Origin of the sequence: Citrobacter sp. Marseille-Q6884 (assembly GCF_945906775.1) — a bacterium.
Lineage (GTDB): Bacteria > Pseudomonadota > Gammaproteobacteria > Enterobacterales > Enterobacteriaceae > Citrobacter.
In genome coordinates, this window is record NZ_CAMDRE010000002.1 from 67,743 (window position 1) to 82,729 (window position 14,987).

At 54.7% G+C, this 14,987-nt stretch carries 15 protein-coding genes; 6 read left to right on the forward strand and 9 right to left on the reverse strand.

Annotation, left to right across the window (positions count from 1 at the left end):
• Positions 1 to 10: 10 nt before the first annotated feature.
• From N7268_RS15385 to iolB, 4 genes are read left to right on the forward strand one after another with little or no spacing between them, the layout of a single operon-like run.
• Entirely contained in the window at positions 11 to 1,144 is a 1,134-nt protein-coding gene (locus N7268_RS15385) for a Gfo/Idh/MocA family protein (protein ID WP_260863604.1), read from the forward strand.
• 12 nt (positions 1,145 to 1,156) lie between these two features.
• Entirely contained in the window at positions 1,157 to 3,061 is a 1,905-nt protein-coding gene (iolC, locus tag N7268_RS15390; protein ID WP_260863605.1) for a bifunctional 5-dehydro-2-deoxygluconokinase/5-dehydro-2-deoxyphosphogluconate aldolase, read from the forward strand.
• A 14-nt stretch (positions 3,062 to 3,075) separates the two neighbouring features.
• Complete coding sequence (gene iolE, locus N7268_RS15395; protein WP_260863606.1) at positions 3,076 to 3,966, forward strand: myo-inosose-2 dehydratase; 891 nt, start codon at positions 3,076 to 3,078, stop codon at positions 3,964 to 3,966.
• Positions 3,967 to 3,975: 9 nt separating this feature from the next.
• Positions 3,976 to 4,794, forward strand: coding sequence for a 5-deoxy-glucuronate isomerase (gene iolB / locus N7268_RS15400; RefSeq protein ID WP_260863607.1), 819 nt, complete (start codon positions 3,976 to 3,978; stop codon positions 4,792 to 4,794).
• A 219-nt stretch (positions 4,795 to 5,013) separates the two neighbouring features.
• Here the strand turns inward: iolB and N7268_RS15405 are convergent, their stop codons facing one another.
• The 9 genes from N7268_RS15405 to N7268_RS15445 all read right to left on the reverse strand — a co-directional run bounded on the left by N7268_RS15405 (position 5,014) and on the right by N7268_RS15445 (position 13,587).
• Positions 5,014 to 5,418 carry a PTS sugar transporter subunit IIA gene (locus tag N7268_RS15405; protein WP_260863608.1) on the reverse strand — a complete coding sequence of 135 codons (405 nt, stop codon included), beginning with the start codon at positions 5,416 to 5,418 and terminating at the stop codon, positions 5,014 to 5,016.
• Complete coding sequence (locus N7268_RS15410; protein WP_260863609.1) at positions 5,415 to 7,190, reverse strand: glycoside hydrolase family 35 protein; 1,776 nt, start codon at positions 7,188 to 7,190, stop codon at positions 5,415 to 5,417. Before N7268_RS15410 ends, N7268_RS15405 begins: the two co-directional genes overlap by 4 nt.
• A gap of 10 nt (positions 7,191 to 7,200) precedes the next feature.
• Positions 7,201 to 8,031: a PTS system mannose/fructose/sorbose family transporter subunit IID gene (locus N7268_RS15415; protein ID WP_260863610.1), complete on the reverse strand. Its 831-nt coding sequence runs from the start codon at positions 8,029 to 8,031 to the stop codon at positions 7,201 to 7,203.
• A complete protein-coding gene (locus tag N7268_RS15420) occupies positions 8,018 to 8,827 on the reverse strand; it encodes a PTS mannose/fructose/sorbose/N-acetylgalactosamine transporter subunit IIC (RefSeq protein WP_198906294.1) in 810 nt (269 codons plus the stop codon). Before N7268_RS15420 ends, N7268_RS15415 begins: the two co-directional genes overlap by 14 nt.
• A gap of 14 nt (positions 8,828 to 8,841) precedes the next feature.
• Positions 8,842 to 9,327 (reverse strand): PTS system mannose/fructose/N-acetylgalactosamine-transporter subunit IIB, encoded by a 486-nt coding sequence (locus N7268_RS15425; protein ID WP_260863611.1) that lies wholly within the window; start codon positions 9,325 to 9,327, stop codon positions 8,842 to 8,844.
• Positions 9,328 to 9,445: 118 nt separating this feature from the next.
• Positions 9,446 to 9,892 carry a PTS sugar transporter subunit IIB gene (locus N7268_RS15430; RefSeq protein ID WP_260863612.1) on the reverse strand — a complete coding sequence of 149 codons (447 nt, stop codon included), beginning with the start codon at positions 9,890 to 9,892 and terminating at the stop codon, positions 9,446 to 9,448.
• Positions 9,886 to 10,350 carry a PTS sugar transporter subunit IIA gene (locus N7268_RS15435; RefSeq protein ID WP_198906297.1) on the reverse strand — a complete coding sequence of 155 codons (465 nt, stop codon included), beginning with the start codon at positions 10,348 to 10,350 and terminating at the stop codon, positions 9,886 to 9,888. The genes N7268_RS15430 and N7268_RS15435 overlap by 7 nt, the downstream gene beginning before the upstream one ends.
• Before the next feature lie 95 nt (positions 10,351 to 10,445).
• Positions 10,446 to 13,010: a sigma 54-interacting transcriptional regulator gene (locus tag N7268_RS15440; RefSeq protein ID WP_260863613.1), complete on the reverse strand. Its 2,565-nt coding sequence runs from the start codon at positions 13,008 to 13,010 to the stop codon at positions 10,446 to 10,448.
• Between the two features lie 232 nt (positions 13,011 to 13,242).
• A complete protein-coding gene (locus tag N7268_RS15445; protein ID WP_260863614.1) occupies positions 13,243 to 13,587 on the reverse strand; it encodes a DUF1294 domain-containing protein in 345 nt (114 codons plus the stop codon).
• Positions 13,588 to 13,773: 186 nt separating this feature from the next.
• On the opposite strand from N7268_RS15445, the gene N7268_RS15450 reads away from it, so the two are divergent.
• The gene (locus N7268_RS15450; protein ID WP_260863615.1) at positions 13,774 to 14,169 is read left to right on the forward strand and encodes a VOC family protein; all 396 of its coding nucleotides are present in this window, start codon (positions 13,774 to 13,776) and stop codon (positions 14,167 to 14,169) included.
• Between the two features lie 325 nt (positions 14,170 to 14,494).
• The gene (locus N7268_RS15455) at positions 14,495 to 14,962 is read left to right on the forward strand and encodes a helix-turn-helix domain-containing protein (RefSeq protein WP_260863616.1); all 468 of its coding nucleotides are present in this window, start codon (positions 14,495 to 14,497) and stop codon (positions 14,960 to 14,962) included.
• Positions 14,963 to 14,987: the final 25 nt, after the last annotated feature.

A 14,987-nucleotide genomic window follows, 5' to 3' on the forward strand; every position in this document is an offset into this window, starting at 1 on the left:
GGAATAAAGGATGAAAGAAGTACGCATTGGATTGATCGGCACCGGGTATATCGGCAAGGCACATGCCATCGCCTATGCCCAGGCGCCGACGGTTTTCAACCTGCGCGGCAAGCTGGTGCGCGAGATGGTGGCGGAAGTGACGCCGGAACTGGCGACAGAACGGGCGCAGGCCTTTGGCTTCAACCGCTCAACGGGAGACTGGCGCGCGCTGGTGGCCGATCCGGCAATTGATGTTGTGGATATTTGCTCGCCCAATCATCTGCATAAAGAGATGGCGCTGGAAGCGATTCGCCACGGCAAACACGTCTATTCGGAAAAACCGCTGGCGCTGAATGCCCATGACGCCCGTGAAATGGTAGAGGCTGCGAAGCGGGCAGGCGTGAAAACGCTGGTGGGCTTCAACTACATGAAGAACCCGACGGCACAGCTGGCGAAAGAGATCATCGCCCGTGGCGAAATTGGTGAGGTGATTCATTTCTACGGCACGCATAACGAAGACTATATGGCTGACCCGCTTTCACCGATTCACTGGCACTGCTTTAAAGAGACCGCGGGTCTGGGGGCGTTGGGGGATCTGGCCGCGCATATCGTCAATATGGCGCAGTACCTGGTGGGGGATATTCAACAGGTGTGCGGTGACCTGAAAATTGTCGTGCCGGAGCGGCCAGCAAAGGCGGGATCATCGCAAAGGGTCGCAGTGGAAAATGAGGATCAGGCACATGCCATGGTGCGCTTTGCGGGCGGCGCGCAAGGGGTAATTGAAACTTCCCGCGTCGCCTGTGGCCGCAAGATGGGGCTGTCGTACGTGATTACCGGCACCAAAGGCGCCATCAGTTTCACCCAGGAGCGGATGGCTGAACTGAAGCTCTATCTGCATGACGACCCGGTGAACCGCCAGGGATTTCGCACGCTGCTCGTGGGGCCGGCGCACCCGGACTACGCCGCATTTTGCATGGGCGCGGGGCACGGTATCGGCTTTAACGATCAGAAAACGGTGGAAGTGCGCGATCTGGTTGATGGTATCGCCGCGGATATACCGATGTGGCCGGACTTCGAAGAGGGCTGGAAAGTCTCGCGCGTGCTTGATGCGATTGCACTTTCACACCAGGAAGGCCGCTGGCTGAACGTGAACGACATTGTCTGATGAGGTATCAACGTGGAAAAGCAGTTTGATCTGATATGCATGGGCCGCGTGGCGGTTGATCTCTACAGTCAGCAGATTGGCGCGCGTCTGGAGGATGTCTCGAGTTTTGCCAAATATCTCGGCGGCTCGTCCGGCAATGTGGCCTACGGCACGGCGCGTCAGGGGCTGCGCTCGTCAATGCTGGCGCGCGTTGGCGATGAACATATGGGGCGCTTCCTGCGTGAAGAGTTAAATCAGGTAGGCTGCGATACCAGCCATCTGATCACCGATAAAGAACGCCTGACGGCGCTGGTGCTACTCGGCATTAAAGACCGGGACACCTTTCCCCTGATTTTTTACCGTGATAACTGCGCGGATATGGCGATTACCGCCAGCGATGTTGATGAAAACTACATTGCCTCCGCACGTTGTCTTGCCATCACCGGGTCACATCTTTCTCATCCGCACACCCGTGAAGCGGTGCTGACGGCGCTGAACTATGCCCGCCGCCACGGCGTACGTACGGTATTGGATATCGACTACCGTCCGGTACTGTGGGGGCTGACCTCATTGGGGGACGGCGAAACGCGTTTTATCGCTGCCGATCAGGTGACCCGCCAGTTACAGGACGTGTTGCATCTGTTTGATGTCATCGTCGGCACCGAGGAGGAGTTCCACATTGCAGGCGGCAGCACCGATACCCTACAGGCGCTGGCGCAGGTGCGGGCGGTAAGTCAGGCCGCACTGGTCTGCAAACGCGGTGCGCTGGGCTGCTCAGTCTATACCGACGCCATCCCGCCACGTCTGGATGATGGCCTGACGGTGACCGGTGTGCGCGTGGAAGTGCTTAATGTCCTCGGCGCGGGCGATGCTTTTATGTCCGGTTTGCTGCGCGGCTATCTGAACGATGAAGGCTGGGAACAGGCGTGTCGCTATGCCAACGCTTGCGGTGCGCTGGTGGTCTCGCGCCACGGCTGTGCGCCCGCAATGCCGAGCAAAATTGAACTGGATGATTATCTCTCGCGTGCGGCGCTCGTTCCGCGCCCGGATCTCGACCCGCATCTTAACCATTTGCATCGCGTTACCACCCGCCGACGCACATGGCCGGAACTGTGCGTGATGGCCTTCGATCACCGCAGCCAGCTTGAGGAGATGGCGTTGCAGTGCGGCGCATCGTTAAAACGCATCCCGGCGTTGAAGCAACTGATCCTGCGGGCCAGCCGTGAGGCGGCAAACCGTGCCGGGCTGGATGGAAAAGCGGGGTTGTTGTGCGACGGCACGTTTGGTCAGGACGCGCTGAATACGATTACCGGTGAAGGGTGGTGGATTGGACGTCCGATTGAGCTGCCGGGCTCGCGGCCTCTGGAGATGGAGCACGGCAATATCGGCACGCAACTCATCAGTTGGCCGCAGGAGCATGTGGTGAAATGCCTGGTCTTTTTCCACCCGGAAGATGCCCACGGTCTGCGCCTGGAGCAGGAACAAAAAATCGCCGAGGTATACCACGCCTGCTGCCAGTCCGGTCATGAACTGCTGCTGGAGGTGATCCTGCCTGCCAGCATGCCGCGCAGCGATGAACTGTATCTGCGCGCCGTTTCCCGTTTTTACAACCTGGGGATTTACCCCGACTGGTGGAAGCTGCCGCCGCTCTCTGCTTCGGGCTGGACGGCGCTGAGCGAGATTATCGAACGCCGTGACCCGCACTGTCGCGGGGTGGTGATCTTAGGCCTGGATGCTCCGGCAGAGCAGTTGCGCGCTGACTTCAAAGCCGCGGCAGGTCAGGGGCTGGTAAAAGGATTCGCCGTGGGGCGCACGTTGTTTGGCGATGCCTCCCGCGCGTGGTTGAAACACGATATTGATGATGCCGAGCTGGTGGCGCGCATCCGGGACAACTACCTGCAGCTTATCGCCTGGTGGCGTGAGCGCGGACAAGCATAATTCAGGAGATAAAAATGACTGTGCAATTAGGCATTAACCCGCTGACATGGACCAATGATGACCTGCCTTCTCTGGGGGCGGAGACACCGCTTGATACGTGTCTGAGCGAAGGGAAAGAGGCGGGGTTTGCGGGTTTTGAGTTGGGCAATAAATTCCCGCGTGAAGCGCGACTGCTGGGTCCGATCCTGCAGCGCCACGATTTGCAGCTGGTTTCAGGCTGGTACTCCGGTCGCCTGCTGGAACGCAGCGTCGAAGAAGAAATCGCCGCCGTGCAATCGCACCTGACCTTACTGCGTGAGCTGGGCGCAAAGGTCATGGTGTTTGCCGAGGTGAGTGGTTGTATTCACGGCGAGCAGCAGACGCCGGTTCATTTGCGTCCGCGCTTCCCGCAGGCGCGCTGGAAAGAGTATGGCGAGAAGCTCACCGCGTTTGCCCGCTATACGCAACAGCAAGGGGTTCAGATTGCTTACCATCATCATATGGGAACGGTGATTGAGTCTGCTGAAGACGTCGATAATCTGATGACCCATACCGGTGAGGAAGTGGGGTTACTGCTGGATACCGGTCATCTGACGTTTTCCGGAGCCGACCCGCTGGCGGTGGCGCAGCGCTGGGCATCCCGCATCAACCATGTTCATTGCAAAGATGTGCGTGCCGATGTCCTGGCTGATGTAAAAAATCGCAAAACCAGCTTCCTCGACGCCGTGCTGAGCGGCGTGTTCACTGTGCCGGGTGATGGCTGTGTGGATTACCCGCCGATCATGGCGTTGCTGAAGGCGAACCAGTATCAGGGCTGGCTGGTGGTGGAAGCGGAGCAGGACCCGGCCATCGCACACCCGCTAACTTACGCGCGTCTGGGATATAACAACCTGAGCCGTCTGGCGCGCGATGCCGGACTGATTTAAGGAGGTGGCATGTCACATCTGTTATCACGCTGGCAGCAGCCAAACGCGCAAGGCCTGACGCAGTCCGTCACGCCGGAACGTGCAGGCTGGGGATATGTCGGCTTTGCGGCCTATGAACTTGAGGAAGGGCAGCAACTGACGCTACCCGCCGTCGATGAGGAGCGCTGTCTGGTGCTGGTGGCCGGACGTGCAACCATTACTACGCCTACGGCGACGTTCAGTGATATTGGCGAGCGGATGAGCCCGTTCGAACGGATTAAACCGTGGGCGGTGTATGTTACGCCGCAGGAAACCGTGCAGGTTCAGGCACTGACCCGGCTGGAGCTGGCCGTTTGTTCCGCGCCGGGGAAAGGCACCTACCCGACGCGGCTGATCGCGCCGCAGGATATCGACGGTGAAGCGCGAGGAAAAGGGCACAACCAGCGTTACGTGCATAACATTCTGCCTGAGGATAAACCCGCCGACAGCCTGCTGGTGGTCGAAGTGTGGACCAACGAAGGCTGTACCAGTTCATACCCGAGCCACAAACACGATACGGATAATCCACCACAGGAAACCTATCTGGAGGAGACTTATTACCACCGTCTTAACCCGGAGCAAGGATTCTGTATGCAGCGGGTGTACACCGATGACCGGACGCTGGATGAGTGTATGGCGGTCTACAATCGTGATGTCGTGATGGTGCCGAAAGGTTATCACCCGGTGGCGACGATGGCAGGGTATGACAGCTACTACCTCAATGTGATGGCCGGCCCGGTACGGAAATGGATGTTCACCTGGGAAGAGGATCATGCGTGGATAAATACCACCTATTCCGCTGAAAAATGACGATCCGATCTTTCTGGATGAAGAAAAGAAATAATGCGTTGGAGAGGGTTACCTGAGTAAGGTCTGTTGCGACGGTTGAGCATCAGACCTTTCTCCAACGTTTTGCTGGGCTTGGGGGGAAACGTTAGAGCGCGATATAGACACGTTTTTGAATCGCTAAGGATGTGTCAGTGAATAACTGATGGCGAATGAACTGACAGGCGGTGGATACAAAATCTTTTAATTTTCAGTCAGATTGCGTGCTCTGCCGCTAATATCAATAATACCATCATGAGCCGCCTGGAGAAGGGATGCAGCGGATAAGTGCCCCTGGTTATCCTGCATGTACACCAGTACCATCGACAGATTAAGCCCTGTATAAACGGTGGTGGTTTCCCGGTGCTGTAGCCAGTATTTCAGCGCAACATTCGCTGGTGTTCCACCTGCGATATCGCAAACCAGAATCACGGGTTCATCCGCGTAGGCTGACAGCAGAGTCTGCAGCGCATGCGCAAGAGACTGTGGGCTGTCGCTAATGCGGAGCGCAAGGGCATGGACGTCGTTTCGCGGCCCCAGAATATCGAAGGCGGCGTCGCGAATGGCCACGGCGATGTCGCCGTGGCTGATTAAGACAAGCTGTGTCACGTTGTGTTCTCTGATACCTCAATATAAACGGGCTCGTCCAGCAGATCTAACGCGCCAACGTCGACCCCTTCGGTTTCGAAGATAACCAGACGGTTCTCCCCCTGCCTTAGCAGCGGTGCCGGGATGTACAGATAACCCAGAGGCCCGCGATGCCAGTAACGGCCAAGATTGAAGCCGTTGATAAACGCGACACCTTTACCGAGCGATCGGGTATCCAAAAAGGTATCAGCTGGGTTGTCGATAGCAAAGCGATATTCATAAAACGCGGGTTGCTGCGACTGCCAGCCTGCTGAGAAATCGATATCTTCAATATTATCCAGCGGCAGCGGATAAATGTCCCAATCGGCTTCCAGATGCAGGTCAATGACCAGTCCACCACGCAGCCCTTTACGCTGGGTGGGAGACAGCAGTCGCGGACCATAGTTGACCCGTCCCATGTTTTCGATCAGCAGGTCCAGCACGTTGTCGCTTTCACGTAAGGTAAATGGGATCTGCTCCCCTATCTGCTCGTGATACTGGGTCGCCAGATGTTGGCCATTGCAATAAAACTGCACTCTGTCGCTCGCATCGACCACCCTGCATTTCTCGACCTTTCCGGGGCCTGCCTTATGGCAACGGTAAAGAATATAGCCGTAATTTTGACCGACTTCTTCCATTGTCAGTGGCCAGGGGCTTTTCACGGGATGACTCAGCGTCGGGAGCGTCGCAAACAGGCTGACTTTTCGATTGAGAGCGATCGTGCCATAGGCTCGTCGCAAAAGCCCAACTGGTGCGGACTGCTCAATCTCCGGTGCATGCTGGTGGATGGCCCGCTGCACAGCGAAGAATTTCGCACCCGGCTCACCCCATTCACTCAACAGCGCATCATAATCATAGGAAGTGACCTGTGGCAGGTCTTTATCGCCGCGCACGGAACAACCGTTCATAAAACCAAAGTTAGTGCCGCCCTGAAACATGTAGATATTGATACTGGCGCGCGTCAATAAAGTGCTTGTTTCCTGACCGACATCCTCGGCGTCGCGACGAATGATGGCATCACCGTAGCGGTTAAACCAGCCGTTCCAGAACTCCATGCACATCAGCGGACGTTCCGGCTGGAAAGCGTCAAGGTTATCGAGGCTTTCGGCAGTACGGGAGCCAAAATTCGCGGTTGCCAGGACATTGTCATTGCACAGGGAACCCGCCTGGAGCGCTTCCTGCCAGGCGCCATCGGAAGTGAATAATGGCACTGTGACGCCATACTGACGCATCATAGCCGACAGTGCGCGCAGGTAGGCTTTGTCGTTGCCAAACGAACCATATTCATTCTCCAGTTGCATCATCACCACGGGGCCGCCGCGATCGTACTGCCAGGGCACGAGGCGGGGAAGCAGTTCGGCATAGTAGCGCTCAACCGCCTGTAAAAATGCGGGTTGACTGCTGCGTACCCGCAGCGACGCATCGCGCAGCAGCCAGGCGGGAAGCCCACCAAACTCCCACTCCGCGCAGATGTAGGGCGAAGGGCGCAAAATAACAAACAACCCTTTGCGTTGCGCCAGCGTGATGAAACGCTCAACATCCGCCATGCCGGTGAAGCAAAAGCGATCGGGTGCTGGCTGGTGGATATTCCACGGCAGGTAAGTTTCCACGCAGTTGGCGCCCAGTGCTTTAAGGTTATTGAGACTGTGTTCCCAATATTGCGGCACGAGGCGGAAATAGTGGATCGCGCCGGAAATAATCTGTACGGGCTTTCCGTCCTGCAGCAGGTTTTTGTCGACCGTAAAGGTACCCATGCTCACTCCATTAACCGAGAATGCCGGTGTTATAGCCCACGATGGATATCAGCATCACCACCCAAATAACGCGGGTGGAGTTCATGCGACGCACCCCAAGCAGCCAGTACACCAACGCGACCAGCAGGACCGGCAGCAGTGATGGCATCAGTTGATCAAGCGTTTCCTGGATTTTCAGCTCCACACCACCGCTTTTTAGCGTCAGTGGTACTGTAACGTGCACGACAGAGGCGATAAGCGCGCCGACAACCGTGACCCCGAGCAGTGTTGCTGCTTCGGTAATCGACTTCAGCCGGGTGTTCATGCTGCCGACCATGTTGATACCCTGGCGATAGGCAAACCCGAGCTGTGGAAGGCGAAAACCAAAGATGATCAGAATGTGGGCGATGATCCAGAAGATGGAACCCATCGGATTACCGTTCAGCGCCATCCATGAGCCCACGGAGCCGAAAATGGTCGGCACCAGTGCGCCGAACAGGGCATCACCGATTGCAGCGAAGGGCCCCATCAGTCCGGTTTTCAGGCCGGATACCGCTTCCATCGCGTCACGACCTTTTTCCTCTTCCAACGCCAGATCGACGCCGAGGATCAGCGCGCCGGTATGGGGGCTGGTGTTAAAAAACTGCGCATGCATCTCCAGGTTCTTTTTTAACGCCGCCGGATCGTCGCCGTAGAGCTTCTGTGAGGCTGGGAGCATGGCATACAGGTAGCCGGTACTCATCATACGTTCGTAGTTCCAACAAATCGCAGAGGTAAAGAGCCAGCGCAGATTCACCCGACGTAGGGTGCGACGATCGAGCCGGCCCTGAGTCTCAGCGACAGTGGTATCAGATTTCATCATCAGTAATCTCCCCAGAGGTAGTCTGTACGGCAGGGCGAGGCGTATCTTCTGACTGGCGCTTCTCCGTACTGGAAACGTTGCGGTAGTGAATAATGGCACCGGCGATACCGAGAACAGCGACACCCAGCATCGGCGTTTTCAGCCAGGCTGCGGCGAAGAAGCCAATCAGCAGCCAGGGGAAAAACTGACGGGTTGGCAGGTAGCGCAGCAGAATACCGATACCGACGACCGGCAAAATACCGCCCGCAACCTTCAGGCCGCCCATCAGCCAGTCCGGTGCGTAGTGCAACACCAACTGGACGAAATGTTCTCCGAACAGCAGCATCAGCAGCACGGGTAGCATTCGTGACAGCCCCCAGGGAAGGGCGCCTGCGAGTACGTTACGTTCAATCGCGCCGATATCCAGTCTGTCGATAGCTTTGATGATGCGATGCAGGAAAAAGGTGTTGAGAAAGCGCGCCAGGATATCCAACTGAATCAGCAGCAGGCCGACTGGCACAGCGAGTCCGATGGCGAACTCAATGCCTTTGCCGCTGATGACCGCGAAAATTGTGCCGATAATGGCGCCAGTGGTGAAATCAGGAATTGAGGCGCCGCCGTAGGTGCCGACACCCAGCACCATTAGCTGCAGCGTTGCGCCAACGGCAAGACCGGTGGTGACATCCCCCATAATAAGACCGGTGATCATCCCGGCATTCAGTGGATATCCCAGACCGACGTTGACGGTAATAACGTCAATAATCTGGATAAAAGCAAACAGGCAAATAACCAGAATCTGCCATCCTTCTATTGTCATGGTGGCTCCTCGCTTTATTTCAGGTTATTAAGAATATCGGTGACATTCAGCTTATCGTCGTTAGGAACGCGCTGACTGATAATTTTTGTGCCCTGCGCGCCAAGCTGCTGAAGTCGGGTAATATCCTCGGCAGAAAGGCTGACACTTTTCGTGACCGGGAATCCGTTATGAAGCTGTGTCACGTTGGCAATATTAATTTCAGGCATCGGCAGATGATGTTCATACAGAGCCATTAATGCTGGAACTGATTTAATAAGTAACAGCACGCGCTGCGAATCATATTTGCCCGCAATAATATTTTCCGCCGCCGTTTTGAACGGCAGGACACTTAACTTAACACCTGCAGGAACAGCCATTTTGAGGGTCATTTTGTCGATGTCGCTTTCCGCTATTTGATCATCTACCACCATGATACGGGTGATATTCAGACGCGATGTCCACATATTGGCGACCTGGCCATGAATGAGCCGCTCATCGACACGGATGTTGATTATAGCCATAAATATTCCTCTTATAATTTATTTCCCTGTCGCGTTCTATTGCAGAAAAACTAAATATTCAGCCGGTAGCGGAGAATAATGTGTTGGCTGCATATGAATACATCAGGAAATAACGTTTTTATTTTTCATTAACGGGCGGCGAAGGATAATTCACAACGCTGATACCGTGTTGTTTCAGATCCTGGAGCAGGGCCAGTTCGTCGTTCGTTAGCCAGACGCTGGCGGCAAATTGCTGGCATTCCGCCTGACGGTGATATTGAGAGCAGTTTGCCAGATTAATTTCCGTAATCGCGGGAATACGTGACACGACGCGACTGGCACAGGCGAGGGAGGCGACGATTACCATCTGGTTTGCACCCGGCAGGATCTGGTCTGCAACATCTTCTGGTGTACAGATGTGGCACGACACGCCCGGTGGTAGCGCCATTTCCAGCGCCAGAGCGTGCATCGGATCTCCCGCGGCATCATCGTTGCCGACGATAATACGAGTGAGTGCCAGCGCCTGTATCCACCCTGCAACTACCTGGGTATGGATGAGACGGTCGTCAACACGCAATGTCAGCATGCCACCCCCGGACCTGCGTTTGCGCATTTGGCCATGGTTTCACGCAGGGCGATGAAATCAGGTTGCTCGTTCTGGTAGCGACTGGCGCCGTGAGCGGCCTGTAGTGCGATGGTTATCCGCTGCGCGAGCGGTGCGCCTTCGCTCATGTAAAACTCCAGCAGCATCACCACGCTGGCACCGGAGATAAGGTGAATATGGCGGCTGCTGGCAGCAATTTTCAGAGCCGTATTATTCACGCTGCCGCCGGGTATATCGGTAAACAGCACCATTTCGTTGCCTCTGGAATGTACGTCGGCAGCAGCCTGGGCAAGATGCGTTTCCAGTTGATGAATAGAGGTGATATCACCGCAGTAGGCGCAAATCGGCGTGACACCGTGGCTATCGCCCAGCAACATATCCAGCGCTGAAACAATGCCTCTGGCATATTCACCGTGTCCCGCCATATAAATTTCAATCATGTTTGCTTCTCCCGTCATGGTCTGTTGATATACAGCAAACGCCATGCCAGTTTTTAATGTGCTGATATTTAAAGGTTAAAATTCTGTTTTGGACACTAATTGCCATTTTCGACACCGGGGATGGTATGTGTCGAACGCGCACGGATACCTGCGAGGATTTCATCAATCATCAGCATTTCGGTCAGTGGGATTGTGATGTGGTATTTCTGCACCAGCGGCTGAAAATAACGGGTGTTTTGTGAGATAAACCGCTGCTGACGCTCGTCCAGTGTTTCACTGTCACGATGGGTGTGACCACTGTTCAACATCAGTCGCTCCGTCATCAGCGCGATGTGCATCACCAGGTTGATATGCAGATAGTTTTCGAACCGGCAGTGATAGTCCTGCTCATAGCGACGAATAATGGTTTCAATATCCTCAAGCACCACCCGGGGATTGAGAAAGGTCAGGCGGCTGCTGATACCTTCAAGAGTAAACAGCTCGACCATCTGCTGGATCATGTCACCAAATTCCGCGTCGTCCAGCCACTCGGAGAAATAGTGTTGTAGCAGGCTGTCGGCGTTGCCCTGAATGATGTTGCGGATAGTCAGGGACGGGATGTTGCCCGTATCCAGGTCGGTAGTCGTGATTATAAGTCGCGTATCTGCTAGCTGGCCTTTCTCCTTCAGCGCCTGACGCAACGTGTCGTACTCCATGGTGATAACATCTATGTTCACGGCAGTGAGCGCGTGGGCAAGGATATCCTGCAGTTTTCGGGCTATGCCTTCACCAGAAATGCAGGCGACAATCAATGTGTTGCGAACCGGAGCCCCCGCATAGTAGCGAATTTCATTTTCGTAGCTGCCGGGGATGGTGCTGATGATGTCAGGCATCGGTAGCCCCTGCTGCAGCTTTTCCGCGATATCCAGCGCCAGCAGCGTCGTCACGTTATTGATGACGACCAGATCGCCGTGCACGTGTTGATGGATGCCGTGCCAGATCTCTTTCAACGAGCCCATATCAACCAGGATCAGGAGCCCGCTGTCATGACGTAGCAGTGCGAGGTGGTTTATCAGCATATCGATAATGGTTTGCGTGCTGGTCAACCAGGGCATGTCAAACGCGGTAAAGTAGTAACCGCCGGTGAGTTGGTTCACCAGTGAAGCGATGCTGGAGGCGGTCGACTGCCCGTGGGTGACGATAATGCCCTGAAGTTTGGCTCGCGGGTTATCGTGAAGCGCGAACAGCGCGGCGCTCAGCGTGAACATCATTTCTGGTGAGGTGAGTTCGCCGCAGGCAGTAATGGCGTCAATAAATTCCTGAGCCATCAGGCGTGAGCGAGGCGGGTACGGGCACAAGGCGGGCGTAGTGAAGCGGGACGCGGGATCCGCTTGTCCGTTCATCGATTCTCGCAGGATAACGTAGAGCGCCAGCCGCAGCGCTGGGGAGAAAGGGATACCCCAGCGCTGGCTCAGATTATCAAGCGCTGCTCCGACCATCTGTTGTTGCAGACGGTGAAAATGGCCTTCATTTTTTGGCTCATGCTCCGCAAGCCAGGCCTGCATCTCACCAATAAAACGGGCCGCATCCCGGCTGACACAATAATCGGTGAAGGCGGCGCCGAGCGCGCCATCGCGAGGAAGCTCGTCATGATGTGCATTCTGGTGAATGATCCAGCCGTGATACTGCGCATCACGATGTGCGGTGACAGCCCCAAGGTGGAGCGGACTATTTTCCTCGCGCACTATCCAGGCCGTCGCGCACATGACTTTGATCTGATTTCTGATCTCGCCAATATTGCCGGCAAATCGCCCGTTGAGCCAGCCGTAGAAGTGCATACTGTCGAGCCGGATATCGCAATGAAGCTGCCTTGCCTCCTGGCGCAAAAAGGTTTCCAGCAGCGCGATACGCTCCCGGCGGGTTCTTTCATGCCATGCCGGAAGATGAACCGTGACGGGGATACGCCGGTGCAGGGTGCGCAACAGTACGTTATTCACATCTTCCGTGGTGGCGAACACAAAACGCACCTGCGCGGAACGTGGCTGCTTATTGTCGCCCAGTCGGTAGAAGTAGCCTTTGTCCATGAACAGAAACAGTTTTTCCTGGTTCTCCGCTGATAAGCGATGGACCTCATCGAGAAACAACATCCCGCCGTTAGCGTTGTCCAGCAGGCCTGCTTTTTCACCCGTCGCGCCGGTAAACGCGCCTTTGCTGTGGCCGAATAGGGTACTGGAGAGTAACTCGGGGTTATTGGCGTAATCCGCGCAGTTTAGCTCGACGAGCGGGCATCCGGTTGCAATCAGTCCTTGTTGGCAGGCGTAGTCATAGAGCCGGGCGGCAAGGTAGCTTTTCCCCGTTCCGCTTTCACCGGTCAGCAACAGCGCGAGTCCGTTCGGTGGATAATCCACCGCCGCGCGGCACAATGTCATTTGGCTATACAGGCTCTCGTTTTCTGCCTGTGGGAGTATGGCAGCGGTTGTTTGCGGACCGGAGAGGTAAAACCTCACCGGGCGGCTGTTGTCTTTAGTCAGCATGCCATCTTCACAGAGTCGGTTCAGATAATGGCTGATGACGTTACGTTTAACGGACAGTAGTGAGAGGCACTGGGCGGCCGTAAAGCCGTTGGGCTCTGAGGCAAATGTTGATACCAACTGCTGAAAGAAATTGTCTTTAACGCTCAAAGGCGGAGCTCCCTTTTATCCAGAGGGTGATCCCGGCTGGGCTTTAGCGGTGTATAAGAGCAGGAATAGCGATAAATGGATGCGGCGCGGCCCGCATTAATGGCAATGGGTAATTATGGAGGGAATATTTATAGAAATTATGAATGGCAAGCGTGCAAATTGATAAAGGGTTTTGCCTTGCCCTGGATACGTCTGATGCCAGTGGCGTTACGCTGGCAAAACCATAATGCAATTAGACCATGAGAGTAGGATAGAGCCGGTACAGAACCACCAGAACGACAATATTCAGCATCACCGTTAAAATGAAGTACGTCTTGAAAGGCTGTTTTTTTGTCTTGTGGCGAAAAAATTGCTGGCCAAGAATCGCGCCGGGCCAACCGCCAACCGCGCCCAACAACAGCAACGTAGACTCAGGGACTCTACGCCAGGCGTTGCAGGCTGCTTTTTTATCAATACCGTACACCACCAGCGTCAACACACTGACCAGCAGGAACCACATCACAAAAGGATGGGGTAACCATAGACAGCCCATCGCCGCAGCAATCAGAAGTAAGTAACATAAACGCGTGAGAAACATATCCCTCATTCCCAGATTATCAATCCGTGAAAAATGAAGTGGCAATGGTAATCGATCGCTTCCATTGTGGCTATGCCGCTGAGCTGTCCGCTTCTTTACAGTGGAGCGATACAGACGGCGAATGAGGTTCGTTTGTGTTAAAAGTAAATTTCTGGGCAGTTATGCCTGAAACTTAACGGAGTATAAATGAGAACGCAGAAGCGATGCATGGGATATGTAGCACTGGTGGTTGATGACTATGATAGGGCAATTGAGTATTACACTAAAAAGCTGGGTTTCACTCTCGTTGAGGATACACCACAACCGGGGAAACGCTGGGTCGTAGTAACACCTAACCCCGAAAGCGATTGCAATCTTCTTTTAGCTCGTGCGTCAAATGAAAGGCAGGAAGGTTTTATCGGCAATCAATGCGGTGGCAGGGTTTTTCTTTTTCTCCAGACTGATGACTTCTGGCGCGACTACAACGCTATGAAATTAAAAGGCGTGAAATTCTCTGAGGAGCCTCGTGAAGAGGAGTACGGAACAGTAGTGGTATTTGAAGACCTTTACGGCAACCGCTGGGATCTTTACCAGAACAAGTAAAGTTAAAACGCTCTGTCCGCAATGTCATCAATACGTAGTCACGTAGTCGGAAGATGATGCAAGTCTGCTCCTCGCTCACTGCGTACCTTCAGCTCAGTTGGTATGTCCGCTTCGTCCCAGAGGCGAACATAAGCAATGTTGATTGCCTAATGTGATGTACCGAATTTTTATATAACGTCCCCGTATGGGAATTAAGAGCCTGCCACGCTGCTGTCATTAGGGTGTCAGGTTCCTGTCAGGTCACTGTCAGGTTCTGATCGTGGTAATGCAGACAGGCACCGGTAACACTGCTAACTGACAACTTACTACTCGGAGATAGACGACAATGAGTGACACGAATAAGTTCAGGGCGCTGCGCCTGCAGCGAGCCTGGTCGCAGGAGCAGCTAGCCGAATTAACCGGCCTGAGCACGCGTACTGTACAGAGGATCGAGAACGGCGAGAGCCCCAGCCTGGAAACGTTGAGCGCCTTAGCTGCCGTGTTCGAGGTAAGCGTTACGGAGCTTTCAACTCCGGAAAATGACGGGGACAACGCACTCGATCAGCGAATTACCGAAACGAGAGCCAGGATAGACGAGGAACGCCGGTTTTACAGCTCAATATTTTCAGCGCTCGTCGTTTGCCTGCTGCTATTCATGCTTAATCACTTCACGTCTCCTGGCCGCTTTTGGTCGCTATGGGTTGCTGCTATCTGGTTTGCGTTAATTGCAATGCGAGGAGTGAAGATATTTTTGTTTCGGGGACTGATTAACAAATGGCAGCAGAAGAGGCTCCGACACCTGCTCCGCAAATAATGTATGGTTGGAAAGCCTGGATTAA